Source organism: Kineococcus sp. R86509, assembly GCF_042466365.1.
GTDB lineage: Bacteria > Actinomycetota > Actinomycetes > Actinomycetales > Kineococcaceae > Kineococcus.
In genome coordinates this window covers 3,709,167-3,729,883 of record NZ_JAXHCE010000001.1, presented here as the reverse complement: position 1 = coordinate 3,729,883, position 20,717 = coordinate 3,709,167, and the positions used below count along the sequence as shown (strand labels likewise).

Below are 20,717 nucleotides of genomic sequence, written 5' to 3'. Positions count from 1 at the left end.
CCCGCCACCCAACTTCTGGGGAGCTCTCCACCCTTCCGCTCGTCGGGAAGGGTGGAGAGCTCCCCAGAAGTCGTTACAGGAAGAGGTGCAGGACGAAGTAGAGGGCCGCGGCGAAGAGGCCGGCGGCCGGCAGGGTCAGCACCCAGGCGGCGACCATCGACCGCGCCACGCCCCAGCGCACGGCGGAGAGCCGCTTCGTGGCCCCCACGCCCATGATCGCGGACGAGATGGTGTGGGTGGTGGAGACGGGGGCGTGGAACTGCAGGGCCGCGACGTAGAGCACCACGGCCGACACCGCCTCGGCGGCGAACCCGCGGGCGGGGTCGAGGTGGATGATCCGGCGCCCCAGCGTCCGCATGATCCGCCACCCACCCGAGTAGGTGCCGGCGCTGATCGCGAGCGCCGCGCAGAGCTTCACCCAGACGGGGATGCTCGTCCCGGTGTGGAACCCGCCCGCGACCAGGGCCAGGACGATGACGCCCATGGTCTTCTGCGCGTCCTGCAGCCCGTGTCCGAGGGACATGGCGGCGGCCGAGACGGTCTGGGCGATGCGGAAGCGCCGGTGGGTCGGAGCGGGCGCCTTGTGCCGCACGATCCACAGGATCGCCACCATGACGAGGTAGCCGAGGACGAACCCGGACAGCGGCGAGACCACCATCGGGACGACGACCTTGTCGAGGATGACGCTCCACTCGATGGTCGAGCTGGACGCGATCCCCGCCCCGGCGAGGGCGCCGATGAGGGCGTGCGAGCTCGAGGACGGCAGCCCGAGGCGCCAGGTGATGAGGTTCCAGGCGATGGCACCGAGCAGGGCGGCCAGGACCACGGTCATGCCGTGGATGCCGAGGTCCACCTTCACGATGTTCGAGCCGATCGTCTCGGCGACGCCGGTGCCGAGGAAGGCCCCGATGAGGTTGAAGACCGCGGCCATCCCCAGCGCGATCCGGGGGGTGAGCGCCCGGGTGGAGACGGACGTCGCGATCGCGTTGGCGGCGTCGTGGAAGCCGTTGGTGAAGTCGAAGCTGAGGGCGACGACGATCACGACGAGGACGAGGGCGAGCTCCACCGGTTCAGGATTCCTTGACGGCGATCGTCTCGACCGTGTGCGCGACGTGCTCGAACGCGTCCGCAGCCTCCTCGAGCGTCTCGATGATCTCCTTGTGCTTCATGATCGCGATGGCGTCGTAGCCGCCGTCGAAGAGCGTCGCGACGAGGCGGCGGTGGATCTGGTCCGCCTGGTTCTCGAGGCGGTTGATCTCGACCCAGTAGTCGGAGAGGTCCGAGAGCGAGCGCAGCCGGGGCATCGCCTCGGCGGTCAGCTCGGCCTGGCGGGTGAGGACCTGGACGATCTCGCTCACGCCGGGGAGCATCTCGCCGACCTTGTAGAGCACCATCAGGTCGACCGCGGCCTGCATGAGGTCGAGGCAGTCGTCCAGGCGCGAGGTCAGCTGGTAGATGTCCTCGCGGTCGAAGGGGGTGACGAACGAGGAGTTCACCCGCCGCAGGACCGCGTGGGCCGATTCGTCGCCGCGGTGCTCGATCTCCTCCATGAGGGCGCCGAGCTCGACCCGACGGGCCTGGTCACTGCCGATCGCCTCGGTGAGGACGGTGGTGGCCTCGACGAGGATCTTGCCGGTACCGGCGAACAGCTCGAAGAACGAGTTGTCCTGAGGGGTCAGTCGGAAACGCACGTCCATGCTCCGGGAAGGCTCGGTTCGTCGGGGGAGGTGTCTCCCGACCCGATCCGCGACTCTAGGCGAGGCGGGTGGCGGGGGCCGACAGCACCCGCTCACTCACGACGCGGTGGAGCCGCCCTCGACACCCAGGACGCGGTCCAGTTCGACCTCGGGCAGCGGCCCGTCGCTCTCGGACGCGGCGACGACGACGTCGGTGTAGAGCTCGATCTCCTCGGCCAGCACGACGTCGGCGAGGGGGGCGCTGGGACCACCAGGACCGACCCCGGGGACCTGGTCTGGTGACGAGTCGAAGTCGTCACCCGGCTGCGGATCGAGCGAGTGCGTCATGGTGAGGCCACCGTACGCCGACTGGCACCCCGACGGGGGGCAGTCGGGAAGCATCACCCCGACGACGACGTCACGGAGCCCGAGGACGAGCCGGAGGCGGAACCAGTGGGGGTCGGGACGCTCAGCGCGGGCCGGTCCTCGTCGCTCAGCACGGTCCGCTGCAGGTTGACCTCGGCCAGGCCCAGCCCGCCGACGGTCACCTCGTCGTAGGCGAGCAGCTTGCCCGCGTCCGGCCCGGTCTTCCCGAAGTAGAGCAGCGTGGCCGACAGCGGCAGCGGCGCGCCGTCGGCGAGGCGGTTCAGGCCGGCGGAGGTGACCCCGGCCCCGCCGGTGGTCCCCTCCACCATGATCCGGGTGCCGGAGGAGTCCAGCGTCACGGACCGCTTGTGCAGGTGACCGGCGAGGACGAGCGGGACCCGGCCGTAGAGGGGCTGCAGACCGCTGGGGTCGTGGACGAGGGCGATGTCGACGGGGTCGTCGGCGTGGGCGTCGTCCCAGGTCTCGATGCCCGCCGCGAGGGTCTCGTTGGCGCTCTCCTGGATCTGCTCGGCGCTGCCGGTGGCGGCCTTGCCCTCGCCGTCGGGGGTGAAGACGGGGTCCCCCTGGCCCGCGAGGACCAGCCCGGCGACCTCCGTCGTCGCGCCCTGGTCGAGGACGATCGCGCCCTGGGCGGCGACCTGGGCCTGGGTGTCGGTGGAGTCGTGGTTGCCGCGCACCCAGACGTAGGGGACGCCGATGCCGCCGATGCGGCCCAGGAAGCTGGCCTCCGCCCCGGTGCCCCAGGTGGTGGTGTCGCCGGTGTCGACGACGGCGTCGACCCCGAACTGCTTCACGAGGTTGTCGGTGAGGTCGTAGCCGAGGGGGTTGAGGTGCAGGTCGGAGATGTGCAGGACGGTGGTGACGTCCTCCCCCAGCCCCGTGGACCCGCTCTGCTCGTCGCCGAGGACCGGCAGGTTGGCCGCCGCGGCGTAGAGCGTGGAGACGCTGCGGACGATGTCGGACAGGCCGCTGCGGTAGCTCTCGAGGCGGTCCAGGGCGTTCTGCGTGCTCGAGACGACGTAGGGCGCGCGGGAGAGCAGACCGGTGAACCGGGGCTGGCGCAACGCGCCGGCGTCGAAGGTGAGGGCGGTCCCCGCCCCGGCGGCGACGACGACGACGAGCAGGGCCGCGCCGGTCTGCAGGGTCCGACGTCGGCCGCGGTAGACCACGACGGCGGCCAGCACCGCTCCCCCGAACCCGCAGGCGAGGCTGTAGGCGGCGGCCCGGACCACCGCGGAGCGCACGGTGTCGGCGGCGGTGAGCTCGAGCGCGAGCAACTGCTGGGGCGAGCGGACGAGGCGGGCGGCGGCGTCGACGTCGACGCTCTCGATGTTGGCGGTGACGATGATCGGCGCCCGGTGGGTGTCGAAGGTGACCTTCCCGACGGGCGGCAGGTCGACCTCTACACCCGGGCTGAGGCTGGGCCGCACGCGGACCTCGGTCTGCAGCGGGCCGACGTAGGTGCTGGAGCCGGGGGCGAGGGCGAAACCGATCGCGGCCCCCACGCCCGCGACGACGAGGATGCCGAACCAGGGGAGGACGTGCCGGCGCGCGAAGCGGGGTGCCCGACGGGCCCAGAAGCCGCGCCAGGCCGCGCCCCACCGCTCGGGCAGGCGCGGGACGAGGGGACGCGAGGGGCGGCGGATCCTGGGAGACATCACGTCGATCTTCGCGCAGCGCCGGCGCGCACGCCGCCTCGGCGGCGGGGCCGGTCCCCGGCGGGACCCCCAGGAGACGAGGCGGGCGACGGATGCCGTTGCGTCGCAGCTGCTCCGGGAGCCCGCGATCCAGGGTCCAGACCGGCGTGGCGGCCACCGCGATCCGAGCTGACGCAGGGTGACCGCGGTCTCGTGCACCGGCGACGAGACGGTGGGGTCGTGGGCGCGACCGCGACGGTCAGGCGTGCGTTCCCGCCGGTCGTCGGCCGTCGAGCGAGGTGCGCACCCACGCGATCGCCGGTTCCGAGAGCGGGTCCACGTCGACGAGGTCCCGCACCCACGTGTCGAGGCGTTCCCGGACGTCGTGCACCACCGAGCGCGCCGTGCGCGCGGTCAGCCGCCAGGAGCGACCCTCGGCGACGAGGTCCTCCAGCCCGACCGCGGGCAGTTCGAACTCGCCGTTGACGCTCAACGCCAGGCGGGTCCGCCCGTACTGGGCGTGCGGGGAGACGTCGTAGCTGGGCGCGAGCCCCACCCGACCGTCGGTGGAGTGCACGAGCGAGATGTTCTTCGCGTGCGCGTCGGTGTTGCCGAGCAGGACGTTGAGCGTGGTCAGCCTCAGGAGCTCGCTCACGTCCCCACCGTTGTCGAGGAGCAACGACCCGATGGAGCGGAGGTTCGCCGCGGGCCGGTGCCACCCGAACTTCGCCTCGATGTCGTCGCTGCTGAGGCCGAGCGCCTGGGCGGCGTCCTCCTGGTGCACCCGGGTCACGACACCGGGATCGGCGGCGTCCACCGACCGGTCGAACCGGGGGACGACGAGCGCGGCCGACCCGTCGAACTGCTCCACGTGCGAGACCGCCGAGCGGAGCCCGACCGCCCGGGCCGCGAGGGAACCGAGCGCCTCGTCGTGGACGAGGGCGGGACGCTCCGGCAGCTGGGGTTTGAGGATGTGGGTACTCGGCGCCCCGGCTCGTGGCACGAACCAGCGCCCGGCCACCAGGGTGAGCGCCGCCTTCGGTTGGACGCCGGGCAGGGAGGAGTCACCCACCCCCACGTGGTCGTCGCTGCGGGTGCGCTCGAGGTGTTCCCGGACGGCCCGCGGGTCCGGCAGGAGGTCGAGACGTCCCTCTCCCGGCGACTGCCCCGCGAGGGTGAAGGTGGCCGCTCCCGGAACGTCCCCGCCTGCGCTCGCGAGGAGGGCCAGGACGTCGGCGCTGTTCGCACCGGCGCGCCGGGCCAGCCGAGATCGGGAGCTCGTCCCGACCTCCGGGAGGAGACCCCCGAGCCAGGCCCGGACGAGAGCCGCGGGCGGGTGCACCGTCGGCGGTTGGGCGTCGAGCCGGACCGAGAGCACGGGTGCGCCGAGCGGTCGACGGTCGAGGAGGTCCGCCGACCAGGTGAGCCGCAGTCGAGCGCCGGCGTCGTCGACCCGGGCGACGAGGTCGCCCTGCAACCGGACGTCGAGGGTCGTCACCGCGGCGCGTGACCGCTGAGGGAGGCGCCCAGGGCAGAGGCCACGAGGAACAAGCGGGACAGCGTCACGTTCGTCCGACCCCGTTCGAGTTCGGAGATGTAGCGCTGGGAGACACCGGTCCGCTCGGAGAGCTGGTCCTGGGTCAACCCGGCCTGCAGACGCAGCCCGCGCAACCACCGGCCCACCTGGGCGCCCGTGGTGAAGGTGACCCCGTCGACCCCCGGGGATGGCACGGCGTCGGTCATGCGCACGCCCTTTCATGACACTGGTGGATATCCACAGTCATCCGCCAGGGTAATGCACGGCGGTCAGCGGGCGTCGTACTCCGCCTGGGCGACACCGACTCGGGGCGCCGAGGCCTCGAGCAGGTCGGCGAGCGCGCGCAGCTTCTCGGCCACCTGCGCACCCATCGGGGTGAGTTCGTACTCGACGCGCGGCGGGATCGCGGTGACGACCTCGCGGGTGACCATCCCGTCGCGTTCCAGCGTCTGCAGGGTCTGCGCCAGCATCTTCTCGCTGACCCCGTCCACCTTGCGGCGCAACGCGTTGAAGCGGAAGGCCCCCTCCCCCAGGGCGATCAGGACGAGCGAGGGCCAGCGGCCGGTGACGTCCTCGAAGGCCGCGCGCGACGTGCACCCGCGGGCGAACACGTCGACGACGAACTCCTGGGTGGGCCCTGCGCTCATGGTCCGAGGATACGCCCGGCACCGCGGGAATGCCTGGCACTGTGGAATAGTTAGTGCCATCGACAACGCAGTGCCCCATCCGGAGGAGAACCCCATGTCCACGACCTACGCAGTCACCGCCGCCAGCGGCAAGCTCGGCCGCCTCGCCGTCGAGGCGCTGCTCGCGAAGGGCGTCCCCGCCGGCGACGTCGTCGCGGTCGTCCGCACCCCCGCGAAGGTCGCCGACCTCGCCGCCCGTGGTGTCGTCGTCCGCGCCGGCGACTACGCCGACCGCGCCTCCCTGGACGCCGCGTTCATCGGTGTCGACCGCCTGCTGTTCGTCTCCGGCAGCGAACCCGGCGCGCGGATCGCCCAGCACACCAACGTCGTCGAGGCCGCGAAGACCGCCGGCGTGAGCCGGATCGCCTACACCTCGATCCTGCGCGCCGACACCTCCACGAGCCCGCTGGCCCCCGACCACCGGGCCACCGAGGACCTGCTGTCGCGCGCCGGTGTCCCCTTCACGGTGCTGCGCAACTCGTGGTACCTCGAGAACTACACCGAGCAGCTCGGTCAGTACCTCGCCGCCGGGGCCGTGCTCGGCTCCACCCACGGTGGACGGGTCAGCGCCGCCGCCCGCGCCGACTACGCCGAGGCCGCCGTCGCCGCCCTCCTGGCCGAGGACCCCGCACAGGTCTACGAGCTCGCCGGGAACAGCTTCGACTTCGCCGGGCTCGCCGCCACGATCACCGAGGTCACCGGCACCACGGTCGTCTCCACGGACGTCTCCACGGAGGAGCACGTCGCCGCGCTGCAGGGCTTCGGCCTCGACGCCGGCACCGCCGGGTTCGTCGCTGCGCTCGACACCTCCATCGCGCAGGGCCAGCTCGCCACCGACCGCACCGACCTGGTGGAACTCACCGGGCGCCCGGCCACCACGCTGGCCGAGGCCGTCCGGGCCGCTCAGGCCTGAGCCCGGGGCGGTTAGCCGTGGCAGCATCACGGGCGTGCCCCGGCTCCCGCGACTGCCCCTGACCGCGGTCCTCCCACCGCCCCCGTCCGCGGGGGTGGTGGGCGACCCCGGGGTCTGCGTCCCCGGTGGTGAGTTCCAGCGGGTCAGCGCCGAACGGGCCGTCGTCCTCGGCGGACCGGCGGCGATCCTGCTCCAGGTCGCGCACCCCCTCGTCGCCGAAGGCGTCGCGGTGCACAGCGACTACACCTCCGGTCCGGCGCACCGGCTGCTGGGCACGTTGCAGGCCGCGCTGACCATCGCCTTCGGGGACACCGAGCAGGCGCACGCGATCGCCCGCCACGTCGGCGCGCAGCACGCCCGGGTCCGCGGGACCACCCGCACCGACGCCCCCGGCACCCCGGCCGGGACCCCCTACCGCGCCAACGACCCCGACCTCGCGCTCTGGGTCCACGCGACGCTGGTGTGGACCGCCCGACGCGTCGCGGAACGCTACGTCGGTCTCGTCCTCAGCCCCGAGCAGCGCGAACGGCACTGGCAGGAGTCGAAACCGTTCGCGCGGCTCTTCGCCGTCCCCGACCGTGCCCTGCCCGGCAGCGTCGAGGAGTTCGACGCCTACGTCGAGCGGACCGTCGCCGGACTGGTCGTGACCGACGCGGCCCGGCGGGTGGCGGGCGACGTCCTCACCCAGCGGACCGCTCCCCCGTTGCCCGGCGTGGCGGCGCTGGCCCGCAGCATCACGGCCGACCTGCTGCCGCTGCGGTTGGCGCTCGACTACGGCATCGCCCCGACGCGGGGACGACGCACCGCCGCCGGCCTCCTCCGCACCGGGTTGCGGGCCGCGAGACCCGTGCTGCCGCAACGCCTCGCCGAGTGGCCGCACGCCGAGGTGTCCCGGCGACGCGTCCGGGCGTCGCCCTCCCGGACGTCCGTCGGACCCGACGGGACCGCGGGATGACCGTGAAGTCGGGACGGCGCGCCGGCCGAAGTCGTCGAGGGTCTCGACCCGAGATGCCCTCACCGTGCCCCGACTCGTCGTCGCAGTTCACGGTGGACCACGCCTGCAGCCGTTCCAGGGCGTTCGGCAGGTTTCCGCTTCCCTCCGGCTGATACGCGCGACGACCGCGGTCGGACACCTCTCCGGCCGTGCACAGCTGGTGTCGACCGTGCAGGCCATCCACGAACCGATCCCCGTCCTCCAGCACCTCGTCACCGGGGTCGTCGTCGACGAGGACGGAGACGACGCCGACGCCGACGCCGACGCGCGGGCGAACGTCACCGCGTACTTCGGCGACGACCAGCACCAGCCGATCCTCGAAGGATCCAGCACCTGGCGAGGCGGGAAAGTCGCTGTCCGCCGGACGCGGCAGCTCCTAGGGTGACTGCGTGGCCGTCATCTCGAGCGTCAACGTCGGCCGGCAGCGACCCATCGCGGCGAAGTCGGGGACCAGTGGCATCGACAAACGCCCGGTCGTCGGCCCGGTAGCGGTGCGAGCGCCCGGCCCCAAGGGCGAAGGTGGCAGCGGCCTGGTCGGTGATCACATCAGCGACACCAAGAACCACGGTGGCGACCACCAGGCCGTCTACGCCTACGCCCGCGAGGACCTGGACCTGTGGCAGGGCGAACTGGGCCGTCCGCTCTCCAACGGCGTCTTCGGGGAGAACCTCACCACCTCGGGGTTGGCCGTGAACGAAGCGGTCATCGGCGAACGGTGGTCCATCGGTGAGGTGGTCCTGCAGGTCTCCTGCCCGCGGATCCCGTGCGTGACCTTCGCGGTGTGGTTGGGAGAGCAGCGGTGGTTGCCGCGATTCACCCGAGCGCGTGTTCCCGGCGCCTACCTGAGGGTGCTGACGCCGGGAACGCTCAGCGCCGGCATGCAGGTCAGGGTTCTGGACGTGCCGGCGCACGGGGTGAGCGTGGCGACGGCCTTCGCCGCGTTCACCACGCAGCCGGATCTGCTGCCGCTGCTGAGCGGCGTCCCGGAACTACCCCCGGAGGATTCCGAGGTAGTCGCTCGTCGCCTCGCTCAGCACTGAGAGGCGTTCGGGGAGCAGCCATCGGGCCATGCGCCACGAGGGTGTCACGGGCGTGCTCGGGCCGGCCGGGCACTGCTCGGGTGACGACCACATCGCGAGACGGTCGTGAACTCGAGTCGCTCCGAGGCTGCTGCGCTCCTGCGGGAGCCCAGCTCCACACCCCCACTGCTCTCGCTCTGGCCGTCACCCGGTTCGCGGCCGCATCGGCGAGGATGGGGACCTGCCCAGAGCCCGCTCCTGAGTTGTCCGGGGGGCGTGGGAGGTGCAGGTGAAGGTGGTGTTCTCGACGAATCCTCGGACGGTCAAGAGTTCTCTGCGAGGCGGGCGATGACCCCGCGCACAGCGTCGAAAGCGCCCGCGCGCACGACCCAACGACTGATCCCCCACCGCTGACGAGCCGCCCGCACCTGCTCGACGATCTCCTCGGCGGTACCGACCCACAGGTAGGGCGCAGCCAGCAGGTCTTCGACGTCCGTCCCGGTCTCCTGCGCCATGTCCGTGACGGCGCCACGTCGGTCATCGGTCACCGTGACCACCTGCACCAGCGCCTCCAGGGGCGGCACCTCACGACCGACCGCGCCGGCGCCGGCGCTCACCGCGGCGATGCTCGCCTCGATCCGCGCCGGCGTCCAGGACACGGTGTGGGAGTGCCCGTCGGGCAGGGTCCGGCCCAGCCCGGACAGGCCCACCGCGTCGGCGTGGGCGCCGGCCCAGGTCAGCAGGTCGGGGTGGTTGCCCCCGACGAGCAACGGCACCTGCTCCTGCACCGGCCGCGGGCCGGACAGGACCACGTCGCGAACGGCGCCGACGTCGGCGGCGGGGACCGTCTCGCCGTCCAGCAGGGTGCGCACGGCGCCGGCGACGTCGATCAGGTGCCGGATGCGACCGGCGGCGTCTGGGCGGGTGCGTCCGGTCATCTCCCACTCCGCGGGGGTGTGACCGGCTCCGATGCCGACGTCGGCGCGGCCGTCGGAGACGACGTCGAGGGTGGCGGTGTCGGCGGCGATGAGCAGGGCGTCGCGGATGCCGGCGTTCAGGACGTAGGTGCCGAGTCGCAGGGTGGTGGTGGCGGTGGCTGCTGCGGCGAGGGCGGTGAAGGGGGAGGGGCCGCTGCCGGGGTGGTCGGAGACCAGGAGGGCGCGGAACCCGGCGTCCTCGCAGCGGCGGGCGAGGTCGACCCAGGACGCAGCGTCCTGGGGCGAGGCCTGCAGGGAGACGTGGATCGGGTGCTCGCTCACGTCGTCACTGTGGTGTCCGGACCGCCCGGGTGCCCAGCCCCGCGACGTGCGCCGAGGGCGAACGGTGACGTGGCGGACGTCGGCACGACCGAAACCGTGCTGACCCCGCGTGGCCCGTGTCCTACCGTGAGCCCGTGCCTGCTCCCACCCTCACGCCCGAGGTCGTCGCCGCTGCGGCCGCCGTCGCCGCCGACTGGATCGAGTTCCGTCGTCGGCGTCTCGACGTTCCCGGTGTCCAGTTCGCCGTCCGGTTGAACGACGACCTGGTGCACTCCAGCGCCCACGGCCACGCCGACCGCGAGGGTGACGTCGCCCTCACCCCCGAGCACGTGTTCCGGGTGGCCTCGCACTCCAAGACCTTCACCGCGACGGCCGTGCTGCGCCTGGCCGAACAGGGCCGGCTCCGGCTCGACGACACCCTCGCCACCCACGTGCCGTGGGTCGCCGAGGAGGACGCCGAACTGGCCCGGGCGAGCCTGCGTGAACTCCTCGGCCACGCCGCGGGCCTCACCCGCGACGGCCTCGACGGCGACTTCTGGCAACTGGAGCACGGGTTCCTCGACGTCGACGGGCTGCGGGCCGCCGTGCGGTCCGGGGGTTCGGTGATCCCCCGCTCCTCGCGGTTCAAGTACTCCAACATCGGGTACTCGCTGCTCGGCCTCGTCGTGGAGGCGGTGACGGGCACCCCCTACGGCGAGTTCGTCGCGAGCGAACTCGTCGCCCCGCTGGGTCTGGCGCGCACGACTCCGGACCTGCCGGCGGCGGGCGAGCTCGTGACGGGGTACTCCCCCGCCTCGACCGGGCCGCGACGTCCGCTCCCGCACCCCTCGACCGCCGGGATGGCCGCGGCGACCGGTTTCTGCTCCACGGCCGAGGACCTCACGGCGTGGTTCTCCGCGCACCGCCACGGACGCACCGAGCTGCTGAGCGAGCACGCGAAACGGCTGGCGCAGCGCGCCGAGTGGCCGACGGAGGGGACCGACCGGTTCTACGGTCTGGGGTTCATCGGCGAGAAGGTCGGTGCACGACAACTGGTCGGGCACTCCGGCGGGTTCCCCGGCCACATCACGAAGAGCCTCCTGGACCCGGAGTCGGGCCTCGCGCTGAGCGTGCTCACCAACAGCGTCGACGGCCCGGCGTCGGAACTCGCGGTCGGGGTCGCGAAGCTCGTCGACCTGTTCCTCGCCGAGTGGGGGACCGAGGAACCCACCGTCGACCTCGACGCGTTCTGCGGCCGGTGGGCCAACCTGTGGGGCCCGCAGGACGTCGTGCGGGCGGGTTCTGCGCTGATCTCCTTCGACCCCGACACGGCGGACCCCGCCGCGAACCCCGTGACGTTCGACGTGCTCGACGGGCAGACCCTGAAGGTCGTGCGGGACGGCGGTTTCGGGTCGTTCGGGGAGGACTGGACCCTGGGCCGGCGCGCCGACGGTACCCCGACGCTGCGCGGCCACAGCGGCATCACGATGGTGCCGCTGGACCGCTACGCGCCGGTCTGACGTCTCGACGGTGACGTCTCGCGTCAGGCGTCGAGCGAGGCCTCGAGGGTGATCTCGACGCCGGTGAGGGCCTTGGAGACCGGGCAGGTCTCCTTGGCCGCCTGCGCGGTCTTGACGAAGGTGTCGTTGTCGATCCCGCTGACCTCACCGGTGACCTTCAACGCGATGCCGGTCAGCTTGAAACCGCCGGCGGCGTCCGGGCCGAGGGAGACGTCGGCGGTGACCTCGAGGCTCTCCGGCGTGCCGCCGGCCTCGGCCAGCAGCGCCGAGAACTGCATGGCGTAGCAGGAGGAGTGGGCGGCGGCGATGAGCTCCTCGGGGCTCGTGGTGCCGCCGGCGTCGTCGGCCGCGCGCTTGGGGAAGGAGACGTCGTAGGTGCCGACCTTGGAGCTGGAAAGCTCGACCTGGCCGGAGCCGGTCTCGAGGGTGCCGTTCCAGGCGGTGCGTGCGGTACGGGTGGGCATGGTTCCTCCGCTGTTCGGGACGTCTGGCGACCCCATCCTCGCCACCTCACCCGCAGCCCGCCACCCCGAGCCGTTCCTCGGGGCGGAGAACGACGACAGGGCCCGTGGGGAGATCCCCACGGGCCCTGTCGTCAGTCAGTCGTGCATCGGTCGTGCGTCAGTCGCGCGGAGCGCTCTCGCGACGCGGACCGCGAGGAGCGCCACCCTGGCCTTCGCGGCGGGGACCGCCACGGAAGCCGCCCTCACGACGCGGGCCGCGGCGCGGGCCACGAGCACCACCTTCGCGGGTCTCGGTGCGACGGGGCTTGATGACCACGATCTCGCCGGACTCGGCGACGGCGCGGACGGTCTCGTCCCCGGCGTTGACGTTCTCGACGTTCTTGGCCTCGACACCCGCGTCCCGGTGCAGCCAGCCGTAACGGCGGACCTGGTCGGGCAGAGCGATCGCGAGGACGGTCCCGGTCGCACCGGCGCGCGCGGTGCGGCCGGAGCGGTGCAGGTAGTCCTTGTGGTCGTTCGGCGGGTCGACGTGCACGACGAGGTCCACGTCGTCGACGTGGATGCCGCGGGCGGCGACGTCGGTCGCGACGAGGACGCGGGTCTCCCCGGCCGAGAAGGCGTCGATCGCCTTGGAACGCTGCGACTGGCGCAGGTCCCCGTGGATCGCCTCGGCCGGCGCACCGGCTTCGCGCAGCTGGTCGGCCAGGCGCTGGGCGCCGAGCTTGGTGCGCACGAAGAAGATGGAACGCGCCGGACGCTTGCTGATCTCCGTGAGGATCGACAGCTTGTCGTGCGGCCGGACCGCGAAGACCCGGTGCTCCATGTGCCCGACGTCGTCGGGGTCGGCCGGCGCGGCGTGGAACGCCGGGTCGGTCAGGAAGTCGTTCACGAGGGCTTCGACACCGCGGTCGAGGGTGGCGGAGAAGAACATCCGCTGCCCGCCGGGCTTGGTGCCCTCGAGGATGGCCCGGACGTTGGGCAGGAAGCCCAGGTCGGCCATGTGGTCGGCTTCGTCGAGGACGGCGATGTCGACCTCGGCGAGGGAGACGGCGTCGCGCTCGATCAGGTCGACGAGTCGACCCGGCGTGGCGATGAGGATGTCGATCCCGCGCTGGAGAGCGGAGATCTGACGGCCGTAGGGGACGCCGCCGACGACCACGGACAGCCGCAGGTCGAGGGAGTCACCGAGGGGACGCAACGCGTCGGCGACCTGCATCGCGAGCTCGCGGGTCGGCACGAGGACCAGACCGCGCGGTGCACCGGTGATGCGGGCCCGCTTCTGCGAGGCGAGACGCGCGAGCATCGGCAGGCCGAACCCGAGGGTCTTGCCGGAGCCGGTGCGGGCACGGCCGAGGATGTCGCGGCCGGCGATGCCGTCGGGCAGGGTGCGCGACTGGATCGCGAACGGCGCGGTCATCCCGCGACGCTCGAGCGCCTGCACCAGCTCGTCGGGCAGACCGAGCTCGGCGAAGGTCGACTCGGCGACCTCGATCAGCTCGGCCGCGGTGAGGGCCTGCTCGGTCGCCGAGGGGGCGAAGGAGCGCGGGCTGCGCGGGGTGCTGTTGCGGCGGTTGCCGCCACCCTGGTAGCCACTGCGGCTGCCGCCACCGGAGGAAAAACCACCGCGGCTGCTGCTGCCGCCCTGGTACCCACCGGAGGACGAGCCGCCACGGCTCTGGTAGCTGCCGCCACCGCCACCCTGGTAACCGCTCGAACGGGGACGGTCGTCCCGGTCGAAGGAGCGGTCGGAGGACGGGCGGTCCTCCGTGCGGTAGCCACGGGAATCGCGGCGCTGGAACCCGCCCTCGTCAGAACGCGAGGGACGGCTGGAACGGTACGAACGGTCTTCGTACTGGGGCATGGAAGAAGAACTCCACGTGGGCTCGTCGGCCGCACGGCGGTCCGCCCCCAGGGCGCGCGGTAGCGCACAGATGCTGAGGTATGGGACTCAAGCGACCTCGCGGGCGGCTCGCCCGCTGAGATGACGGCATCGACACCGTCCTGAGAAGAGTAACAGGCTTGAGCGCTCAACCCTTCCCGGCGTCACCCCGGCGGCCCCGGAGCGGCCCCGCAGTGGGATCGTTGCCTCCCCGAGGTCACTGGACGACCTCGGGGAGGCAACGATCCCGAGGCCGTGCGCCGCAACGGGTTCAGCCGCGCGAAGCCTGGATCGCGGTGAGCGCGATCGTGTAGACGATGTCGTCGACGAGCGCGCCGCGCGAGAGGTCGTTCACGGGCTTGGCCAGCCCCTGCAGCATCGGCCCCACCGAGATGACCCCTGCGTTGCGTTGCACCGCCTTGTACGTCGTGTTGCCGGTGTTCAGGTCCGGGAAGACGAACACGGTGGCGCGGCCGGCGACGGGTGAGTTCGGCGCCTTCGAGGCCGCGACGGAGGCGACGGCGGCGGCGTCGTACTGCAACGGCCCGTCGATGATGAGGTCGGGTTCGCGCTCGCGGGCGATGCGGGTCGCCTCGGCCACCTTGTCCACGCTGGTGCCGGAGCCCGAGGAGCCGGTGGAGAACGAGATCATCGCGACCCGGGGTTCGATCCCGAACGCGCGCGCCGACGCCGCGGACTGCAGGGCGATGTCGGCCAGGTCCTCGGCCCCGGGGTCGGGGTTCACCGCGCAGTCGCCGTAGATGACGACGTCGTCGGGCAGGCACATGAAGAACACGCTGGACACCAACCGGGCCCCCGGTTTCGTCCGGATGATCTGCAGCGCAGGGCGAACCGTCGCAGCGGTGGTGTGCACGGCACCGGCGACGAGACCGTCGACGGCTCCCGCCTGCAGCATCGCCGTCCCCAGCCAGATCGGGTCGGCGAGGGAGTCGCGGGCGACGTCGACGGTCATGCCCTTGTGCTTGCGGGCTTCGACGAGCACGTCGACGTAGGTCTCGACCAGACCGGCCGGGTCGAGCACCTCGACCCCCTCGGGGATCGTCAGCCCCAGCCCGGCCGCCACCGAGGCGACCTCGTCGGGGTCGGCCAGCAGCACGGGTCGGGCGATCCCGCGCTGCGCGCAGATGACCGCGGCCTGGATCGTGCGCGGTTCGGCGCCCTCGGGCAGGACGATCCGCTGCCGGCGTTCGGCGGCCAGCGTGGTGAGGCGACGCCGGAAGGCCGCGGGCGAGAGGCGTGGTGTGTGCGAGGCCGTCGGCAGCTGGGCCAGCCAGCCGGGGTCGAGGGCGTCGGCGACCGTCGAGGAGACCGCGAGCGCCCGTTCCGCGTCGTCGGCGGGCACCTCGGGGTCGAGCCGGTTGACGGCCGTGGCCGTGGCGTAGGTGGAGCGGTCGGAGCGCAGGATCGGCAGCCCGGTGGCAGCCGCGGCCGCGGTGAGCTCCTGCACGCGGGGGTCCATCCCGACGCCGGCGGTCAGCAGCAGACCGGCGAGGCGGTTGCCGTTGAGCGCGGCGAGGCAGGTGGCCATGACGACGTCGTGGCGGTCGCCGGGGACGAGGATGAGGCGGCCCTCGCGCAGCAGCGGGAGCATCCCCGGGACGGCCTGAGCCGCGACGACGACCTCCTTGATGCGCCGGCCCTGGTCGCCGTGGGTGAGCACCTCGACGTCGAGGTCGTGGACGAGGTCGCGCACCCGCGCCCAGGTGAGGTCACCGCGGAAGGGCACGGCCCCCACGAGGGGGATCTCGTGGTGCTCCAGCGCGCCGCGCAGTGCGGAGATCCGGGCCACGGCGGTCTCGGGGTCCTCCGGGACGGGCCAGCGCGAGACGACCCCGCCGATGACGCGCAGCGCCTCGCCGGTCCGGTAGGTCCCGGCGGTGACGGCCATGTCCTCGGCGATGCGTTCGGGTGCGCCGGGGTCGGTGCCGTCGACGCCGGCGGACCCGACGAGCAGCACGTCGGCGTCGAGCGCCGTCGCGAGCGCCTGGTTGACCCGGCCGGAGAACACCTGGTCGGCGGAGGGGGCGAGGCCTTCGACGACGACGACGTCGTGGGCGGCGAGGACCTTCTCGGCGGCGGCGACGACCTCCTCCATCAGGTCGTCGATGTCGCCGCGGGAGAGGCGTTCGACGACGCGGGAGGCCGGGATGGGTTCGGAGGGGTCCAGCGTGGTGGTGAGCCGGACGAGCGCGACGGAGCGGTCGGCCTCGGACCCGCGGGTCGCCTGCGCCAGCGGTTTGTGGAACCCGACGGCGACCCCGCGGGCGTCGAGGGCCCGGACCAGCCCGAGGCAGGTCGAGGTGAGGCCGGCACCGTGGCCGGTGGGGACGACGAGCAGCACGCGGGCCATGGCTTCACCTTCCCCCACGCAGCCCCGGGGGGCGACGGCAGCCCCTGCGGGGGTTCAGCGGTGCTCGACGAGGGCGACCGTGTCCCGCGCGATGAGCAGCTCCTCGTCCGTGGGGACGACCATGGCCAGCGGTCCGCCGCCGGGGACGGTGATGCACCCGGTCGGTGTCGCGGAGCGGCCGTGCCCGTCGTTGGCGGCGGGGTCCTCGACGAGTCCGAGGTGGGCGAGCTTGGCCAGCAGCATCGAGCGGACGTTCTTGGCGTTCTCGCCGATCCCACCGGTCAGGACGAGGGCGTCCAGCCCGCCCAGGGACACCGTCAGCGCGGCGACGTGCTTGGCCGCCCGGTGCACGAAGACCTCCAGCGCCAGCTTGGCCCCGGCGTGCCCCTCCGCGGCCTGGCCGGACAGCGTCCGGACGTCGTTGGAGAGCCCCGACAGCGCCAGCAGCCCCGAGTTCGAGTTCAGCTGCTTCACCACCTCGGTGACGCTCATCCCGGTCCGGGCGACGACGAGTTCGACGACCGCCGGGTCCACGTCACCCGAGCGGGTGCCCATCACCAGGCCTTCCAGCGGGGTGAGGCCCATGGTGGTGTCGACGGAGCGACCGTCGAGGACAGCCGTTGCGCTGCACCCGTTCCCGAGGTGAGCCACGACGAGCTTCAGCCCGCGCGGGTCCCGCCCGGAGGCCTGCAGCAGCTCGGTGGCGCGCTGGCTGACGTAGCGGTGGCTGGTCCCGTGCATGCCGTAGCGGCGGACGCCGAACTCCTCGTACCACTGCGTCGGCACCGCGTAGCGGTAGTTCACCTCGGGCATCGTCTGGTGGAAGGCGGTGTCGAAGACGGCGACGTGCTCCAGGTCGGGCAGGACGGCCCGGGCGGCTTCGATGCCGGAGGCGTTGGCCGGGTTGTGCAGGGGGGCGAGGGCCGACAGTTCGTGGATCTGCGCCAGCACCCGGTCGTCGACGCGGACGGAACCGCGGAACACGGCGCCACCCTGGACGACGCGGTGCCCGACGCCGAGCAGCGGCGGCAGGTCGAGGTCGAGCAGGCGCTGCAGGACGTGCGCGAGGGCGCCGCGGTGGGTGGTGGCGGCCGGGGTGATCGTGCGCGTTCTCAGCTCACCGTCAACGGCGGTCGTCATGTGGACCACGGCGTCCGGGGACCCGATCCGCTCCCCGAGGCAGCTGAGCGCCCGCTCCCCCGTCACCGGGTCCACGAGCGCCAGCTTCACCGAGGAACTGCCGCAGTTCACGACGACGACGGAACCCTGACTGGTCGACACGCTGATCTCCTCACGGTGCTCGTCCCGCCCGTGCGGAACCCCGGATCGACCCTCTCACGCAGCGGGCCAGCCCTCACGGGTGTGGGCGGTCTCCCAGAACATCCACTCGTAGCGCGTCGCGGTCGCGAACGCCTCGTGCATCGCCTCGACGTCACCCGGGGCGGCGAGCGCCGCCTCGTCCACGAACCGCCGGGCCCGCTCCACCGAGAGGTGGAACTCCGGGGCGTCGTAGGCCGCGACCCACCGCGCGTAGGGGTGGTCGGCGACGAGGTCCGCGTGGGCGGCCAGTCGTCGCCCGGCGTCGGCGTAGATCCAGAAGCAGGGCAGCACCGCGGCGGCGGCGACGGCGTAGGGGGCGGTCGCCGCGGCGGCGACGAGGTAGGAGACGTAGCCGAGCGTCGTCGGGGACGCGAGGGCCGGTCCCGTCGGCTCCGGCAACCGCCCGCCGGCGAGGAGGTCGGCGTGCAGGGACACCTCGACGCTCGCGGCGCCGTGCGCGGAACCGGCCCAGAACCCCGCGCTCTCGGGTCCCGGCGCGCGGGCCGCGAGCAGGGACAGCGCCCGGGCGTAGCCGGCGAGGTAGATCGTGTCCTGTTCCAGGTAGTGCCGGAACGTCGCGGGGTCCAGCGACCCGGCGCCGAGTTCGGCGAGGAACGCGGAGTTCTCGACCGCCGTGCGCAGGCCGGCGGTGCGGGTCCAGGTGTCGTCGGTGAAGCTCACGAGCGGTGCTCCCTGAGGGCGTGGGCGTGGTCCAGCGGTCCGTGCCCGGACCCGACGTCGAGGCGGGCTCCGGCGAGGAGGGCGGCCTGCAGGTAGTCGCGGGCGGGTTCCACGAGGACGTCCCAGCCGGTTCCGGGGTGCAGGGCGACCTGGGCGGCCAGCGCCGAGGACAGCGTGCAGCCGGTGCCGTGGGTGGCGGTGGTGTCGACCCGGTCGCGCCGGACGAGCACGGTGGTCTCGGGGCTCCCGGGACTCGCGAGCACGTCGACGCTGGCCTGCCCGCTGAGGTGCCCACCCTTGAGCAGGACGGCGGTGCCGCTGCGCCGCGCCAGTTCCTGCGCCTGGTCCCGGCACTGCGCCACGGAGGTCGCGGCGTCCACGCCCAGCAGGGCCGCCGCCTCGGGGACGTTGGGGGTGACGAGGTCGGACAGCGGCAGCAGCACGTCGCGCACCGCGGCGACGGCGTCGGGGTCGAGCAGCGCGTCGCCGCTGGTCGCGACCATGACGGGGTCGAGGACGACCGGTCCGAGCGCGCGGGAGCGGAGCACCTCGGCGACGGCGAGGACGACGTCGGCCCCGGCGAGCATGCCGATCTTGGTGGCGTGGACGGTGATGTCGTCCAGGACGGTGTCCAGCTGCAGACGGACGAACTCCGCGGGGACCGCGAGGATGCCCCGCACCCCGTGGGTGTTCTGCGCCGTCAGCGCGGTGACGACGCTCGCCCCGTAGACCCCGTGCGCGGCGAACGTCTTGAGGTCCGCCTGGATCCCCGCTCCCCCGCCGGAGTCGCTGCCCGCGATGGTGAGAGCTACGCGGACGGGAGGGGGAACGGGTGCGCTCACGATCCCCACCGGGTCCGCAACGACCGGGCGGCGACCTCGGGGTCCTCGGCGGCGCAGATCTCGGACACGACGCAGAAACCCGCGATCCCCGTGCCGTGCAGCTGCTCCAGGTTCTCGGGGTGGATCCCGCCGATCGCGACGCAGGGCACGGGAGAAGCCCCCACCACGGTCGCGAGACCTGCGGGGCCGAGCGGCGCGGCGGCGTCGGGTTTCGTCGGGGTCGCCCAGACCGGTCCGACCCCGAGGTAGTCCACGACGCCCGGGTCGATCGCGGCGACCTCCTCGGTCGTCGAGACCGACACCCCGAGCAGCATCCCGGGGGCGATCCGCCGGACCTCCTCGACCGGCAGGTCGGACTGCCCGAGGTGGACCCCGTCGACGCCGGCGATGAGGGCGATGTCGACGGCGTCGTTGACGAACAACGGGACACCGCTTCCCCGCAACGCCTCCTGCACGGCCAGCACGAGCGCGAGGCGTTCGCGGTCGCCACCGTCCTTGGCCCGCACCTGCACGGCGGTCACCCCGCCGGCGACGGCCGCACGGACCACCGCGGGAACTCCGCGGGGTCGGCACTGGGCGGTGTCGGTGACGAGGTAGAGCGTGGGGTCGAAACCCCGCCTCACGCGATCCGCCCGGAGCGCGCGAGGTCGTCGCGGACCGCATCGGCGTCGACGGCGTCGAGTTCGTCCAGCCAGCGGATCGCGAAGGTCCCCGGCCCGACCCCCTGCGCAGCCGCGCGTTCCGCGGCGACGGCGACGTGGACGTGGGCGGCGACGGCCGCGACCAGGGGGTCCTCGGCGACGGCGGCGTAGGCGGCGACGAGGGCCCCGAGGGAACACCCCGCCCCGGTCGTGCGGGTCAGCAGCGGGTGGCCACCACTCACCCGGACCGTGCGTCCACCCTGGACGACGACGTCGACGACCCCGGAGACCGCCACGGCTCCCCCGGTGCGGTCGGCGATCTCGCGGGCGGCCACCAGGGCCTCCTCGACGCCGTCGGTGGAGTCGACCCCGCGACCGCCGGCTCCCGCGCCGGCCAACCCGAGGATCTCGGAGGCGTTGCCCCGCACCACGGTCGGGGCGTGCTGGAGCAGCTCGCGGGCGACGCGGGTGCGGAACTCCAGCCCACCCACGGCGACGGGGTCGAGGACCCAGGGGGTTCCGTTCCGGTGGGCGGACTCCGCCGCCAGCGACATCGCCCGGGCCTTCTCGTCGTCGAGGGTGCCGACGTTGACGAGCACGGCGGAGGCGAGCTGCGCGAACGTCGCCGACTCGTGGACGTTGTCCACCATGGCCGGGGAGGCACCGGCCGCCAACAGGACGTTCGCGGTGATCGTCTGCACGACGGAGTTCGTGAGGCACTGCACGAGCGGGGCACGCTCGCTCAGCGCGGCGCGCGCCGCCACGACCTGCTCGGGACGGACGTGTTCTGGTGCAACGGCGGTCATGGCCGCGACATCCCTTCGTCAGCATTACCTGCGTCAGGTTCGACGGGTGTGTTCTCAGCTCCGTGATCTGCGCGGAGCACCCCGTGTCGCGGCCGACAGTAGCACC

At 73.1% G+C, this 20,717-nt stretch carries 21 protein-coding genes and 1 riboswitch; of the genes, 5 read left to right on the top strand and 16 right to left on the bottom strand.

What is annotated here, in order from left to right; all coding sequences use genetic code 11:
• Nucleotides 1-73: 73 nt before the first annotated feature.
• The 7 genes from SJY07_RS18230 to SJY07_RS18200 all read right to left on the bottom strand — a co-directional run bounded on the left by SJY07_RS18230 (nt 74) and on the right by SJY07_RS18200 (nt 5,884).
• Nucleotides 74-1,066, bottom strand: coding sequence for an inorganic phosphate transporter (locus tag SJY07_RS18230; protein WP_328292803.1), 993 nt, complete (start codon nt 1,064-1,066; stop codon nt 74-76).
• A 4-nt stretch (nt 1,067-1,070) separates the two neighbouring features.
• Nucleotides 1,071-1,691, bottom strand: a complete 621-nt coding sequence (locus tag SJY07_RS18225; RefSeq protein ID WP_328292804.1) for a DUF47 family protein — start codon at nt 1,689-1,691, stop codon at nt 1,071-1,073.
• Nucleotides 1,692-1,793: 102 nt separating this feature from the next.
• Entirely contained in the window at nt 1,794-2,024 is a 231-nt protein-coding gene (locus SJY07_RS18220) for a hypothetical protein (protein WP_380161018.1), read from the bottom strand.
• Nucleotides 2,025-2,077: 53 nt separating this feature from the next.
• Nucleotides 2,078-3,721, bottom strand: coding sequence for a metallophosphoesterase (locus SJY07_RS18215; RefSeq protein WP_380161017.1), 1,644 nt, complete (start codon nt 3,719-3,721; stop codon nt 2,078-2,080).
• 238 nt (nt 3,722-3,959) lie between these two features.
• Complete coding sequence (locus SJY07_RS18210) at nt 3,960-5,198, bottom strand: type II toxin-antitoxin system HipA family toxin (protein ID WP_380161016.1); 1,239 nt, start codon at nt 5,196-5,198, stop codon at nt 3,960-3,962.
• Nucleotides 5,195-5,443 carry a helix-turn-helix domain-containing protein gene (locus SJY07_RS18205; RefSeq protein ID WP_380161015.1) on the bottom strand — a complete coding sequence of 83 codons (249 nt, stop codon included), beginning with the start codon at nt 5,441-5,443 and terminating at the stop codon, nt 5,195-5,197. Before SJY07_RS18205 ends, SJY07_RS18210 begins: the two co-directional genes overlap by 4 nt.
• Before the next feature lie 63 nt (nt 5,444-5,506).
• Complete coding sequence (locus SJY07_RS18200) at nt 5,507-5,884, bottom strand: winged helix-turn-helix transcriptional regulator (RefSeq protein ID WP_380161014.1); 378 nt, start codon at nt 5,882-5,884, stop codon at nt 5,507-5,509.
• Between the two features lie 94 nt (nt 5,885-5,978).
• Here SJY07_RS18200 and SJY07_RS18195 point away from each other — a divergent pair, with 94 nt between their 5' ends.
• The 4 genes from SJY07_RS18195 (at nt 5,979) to SJY07_RS18180 (ending at nt 8,870) form a co-directional block, all read left to right on the top strand.
• Nucleotides 5,979-6,836 carry an NAD(P)H-binding protein gene (locus SJY07_RS18195; RefSeq protein WP_380161013.1) on the top strand — a complete coding sequence of 286 codons (858 nt, stop codon included), beginning with the start codon at nt 5,979-5,981 and terminating at the stop codon, nt 6,834-6,836.
• A 34-nt stretch (nt 6,837-6,870) separates the two neighbouring features.
• Complete coding sequence (locus SJY07_RS18190; RefSeq protein WP_328292811.1) at nt 6,871-7,791, top strand: oxygenase MpaB family protein; 921 nt, start codon at nt 6,871-6,873, stop codon at nt 7,789-7,791.
• A 64-nt stretch (nt 7,792-7,855) separates the two neighbouring features.
• Complete coding sequence (locus SJY07_RS18185) at nt 7,856-8,215, top strand: nuclear transport factor 2 family protein (RefSeq protein ID WP_380161012.1); 360 nt, start codon at nt 7,856-7,858, stop codon at nt 8,213-8,215.
• A 4-nt stretch (nt 8,216-8,219) separates the two neighbouring features.
• A complete protein-coding gene (locus tag SJY07_RS18180) occupies nt 8,220-8,870 on the top strand; it encodes an MOSC domain-containing protein (RefSeq protein WP_380161011.1) in 651 nt (216 codons plus the stop codon).
• A gap of 302 nt (nt 8,871-9,172) precedes the next feature.
• Here the strand turns inward: SJY07_RS18180 and SJY07_RS18175 are convergent, their stop codons facing one another.
• Nucleotides 9,173-10,108 carry a TIGR03621 family F420-dependent LLM class oxidoreductase gene (locus SJY07_RS18175; protein ID WP_380161010.1) on the bottom strand — a complete coding sequence of 312 codons (936 nt, stop codon included), beginning with the start codon at nt 10,106-10,108 and terminating at the stop codon, nt 9,173-9,175.
• Nucleotides 10,109-10,242: 134 nt separating this feature from the next.
• On the opposite strand from SJY07_RS18175, the gene SJY07_RS18170 reads away from it, so the two are divergent.
• Nucleotides 10,243-11,607, top strand: coding sequence for a serine hydrolase domain-containing protein (locus SJY07_RS18170; protein WP_380161009.1), 1,365 nt, complete (start codon nt 10,243-10,245; stop codon nt 11,605-11,607).
• Nucleotides 11,608-11,630: 23 nt separating this feature from the next.
• Here the strand turns inward: SJY07_RS18170 and SJY07_RS18165 are convergent, their stop codons facing one another.
• The 8 genes from SJY07_RS18165 to thiM all read right to left on the bottom strand — a co-directional run bounded on the left by SJY07_RS18165 (nt 11,631) and on the right by thiM (nt 20,611).
• Nucleotides 11,631-12,071 carry an OsmC family peroxiredoxin gene (locus SJY07_RS18165; protein ID WP_380161008.1) on the bottom strand — a complete coding sequence of 147 codons (441 nt, stop codon included), beginning with the start codon at nt 12,069-12,071 and terminating at the stop codon, nt 11,631-11,633.
• Between the two features lie 157 nt (nt 12,072-12,228).
• The gene (locus SJY07_RS18160; protein ID WP_328292816.1) at nt 12,229-13,932 is read right to left on the bottom strand and encodes a DEAD/DEAH box helicase; all 1,704 of its coding nucleotides are present in this window, start codon (nt 13,930-13,932) and stop codon (nt 12,229-12,231) included.
• Between the two features lie 289 nt (nt 13,933-14,221).
• Entirely contained in the window at nt 14,222-16,321 is a 2,100-nt protein-coding gene (gene pta / locus SJY07_RS18155) for a phosphate acetyltransferase (protein ID WP_328292817.1), read from the bottom strand.
• Between the two features lie 54 nt (nt 16,322-16,375).
• Nucleotides 16,376-17,602: an acetate/propionate family kinase gene (locus tag SJY07_RS18150; protein WP_380161007.1), complete on the bottom strand. Its 1,227-nt coding sequence runs from the start codon at nt 17,600-17,602 to the stop codon at nt 16,376-16,378.
• 54 nt (nt 17,603-17,656) lie between these two features.
• Complete coding sequence (locus SJY07_RS18145) at nt 17,657-18,322, bottom strand: TenA family protein (RefSeq protein WP_380161006.1); 666 nt, start codon at nt 18,320-18,322, stop codon at nt 17,657-17,659.
• Nucleotides 18,319-19,164: a bifunctional hydroxymethylpyrimidine kinase/phosphomethylpyrimidine kinase gene (gene thiD / locus SJY07_RS18140; protein ID WP_380161005.1), complete on the bottom strand. Its 846-nt coding sequence runs from the start codon at nt 19,162-19,164 to the stop codon at nt 18,319-18,321. Before thiD ends, SJY07_RS18145 begins: the two co-directional genes overlap by 4 nt.
• Nucleotides 19,161-19,787: a thiamine phosphate synthase gene (gene thiE, locus SJY07_RS18135; RefSeq protein ID WP_380161003.1), complete on the bottom strand. Its 627-nt coding sequence runs from the start codon at nt 19,785-19,787 to the stop codon at nt 19,161-19,163. Before thiE ends, thiD begins: the two co-directional genes overlap by 4 nt.
• Nucleotides 19,784-20,611 (bottom strand): hydroxyethylthiazole kinase, encoded by an 828-nt coding sequence (gene thiM / locus SJY07_RS18130; RefSeq protein ID WP_380161002.1) that lies wholly within the window; start codon nt 20,609-20,611, stop codon nt 19,784-19,786. The genes thiE and thiM overlap by 4 nt, the downstream gene beginning before the upstream one ends.
• Nucleotides 20,605-20,705, bottom strand: a riboswitch (TPP riboswitch). Its footprint overlaps the gene before it by 7 nt.
• Nucleotides 20,706-20,717: the final 12 nt, after the last annotated feature.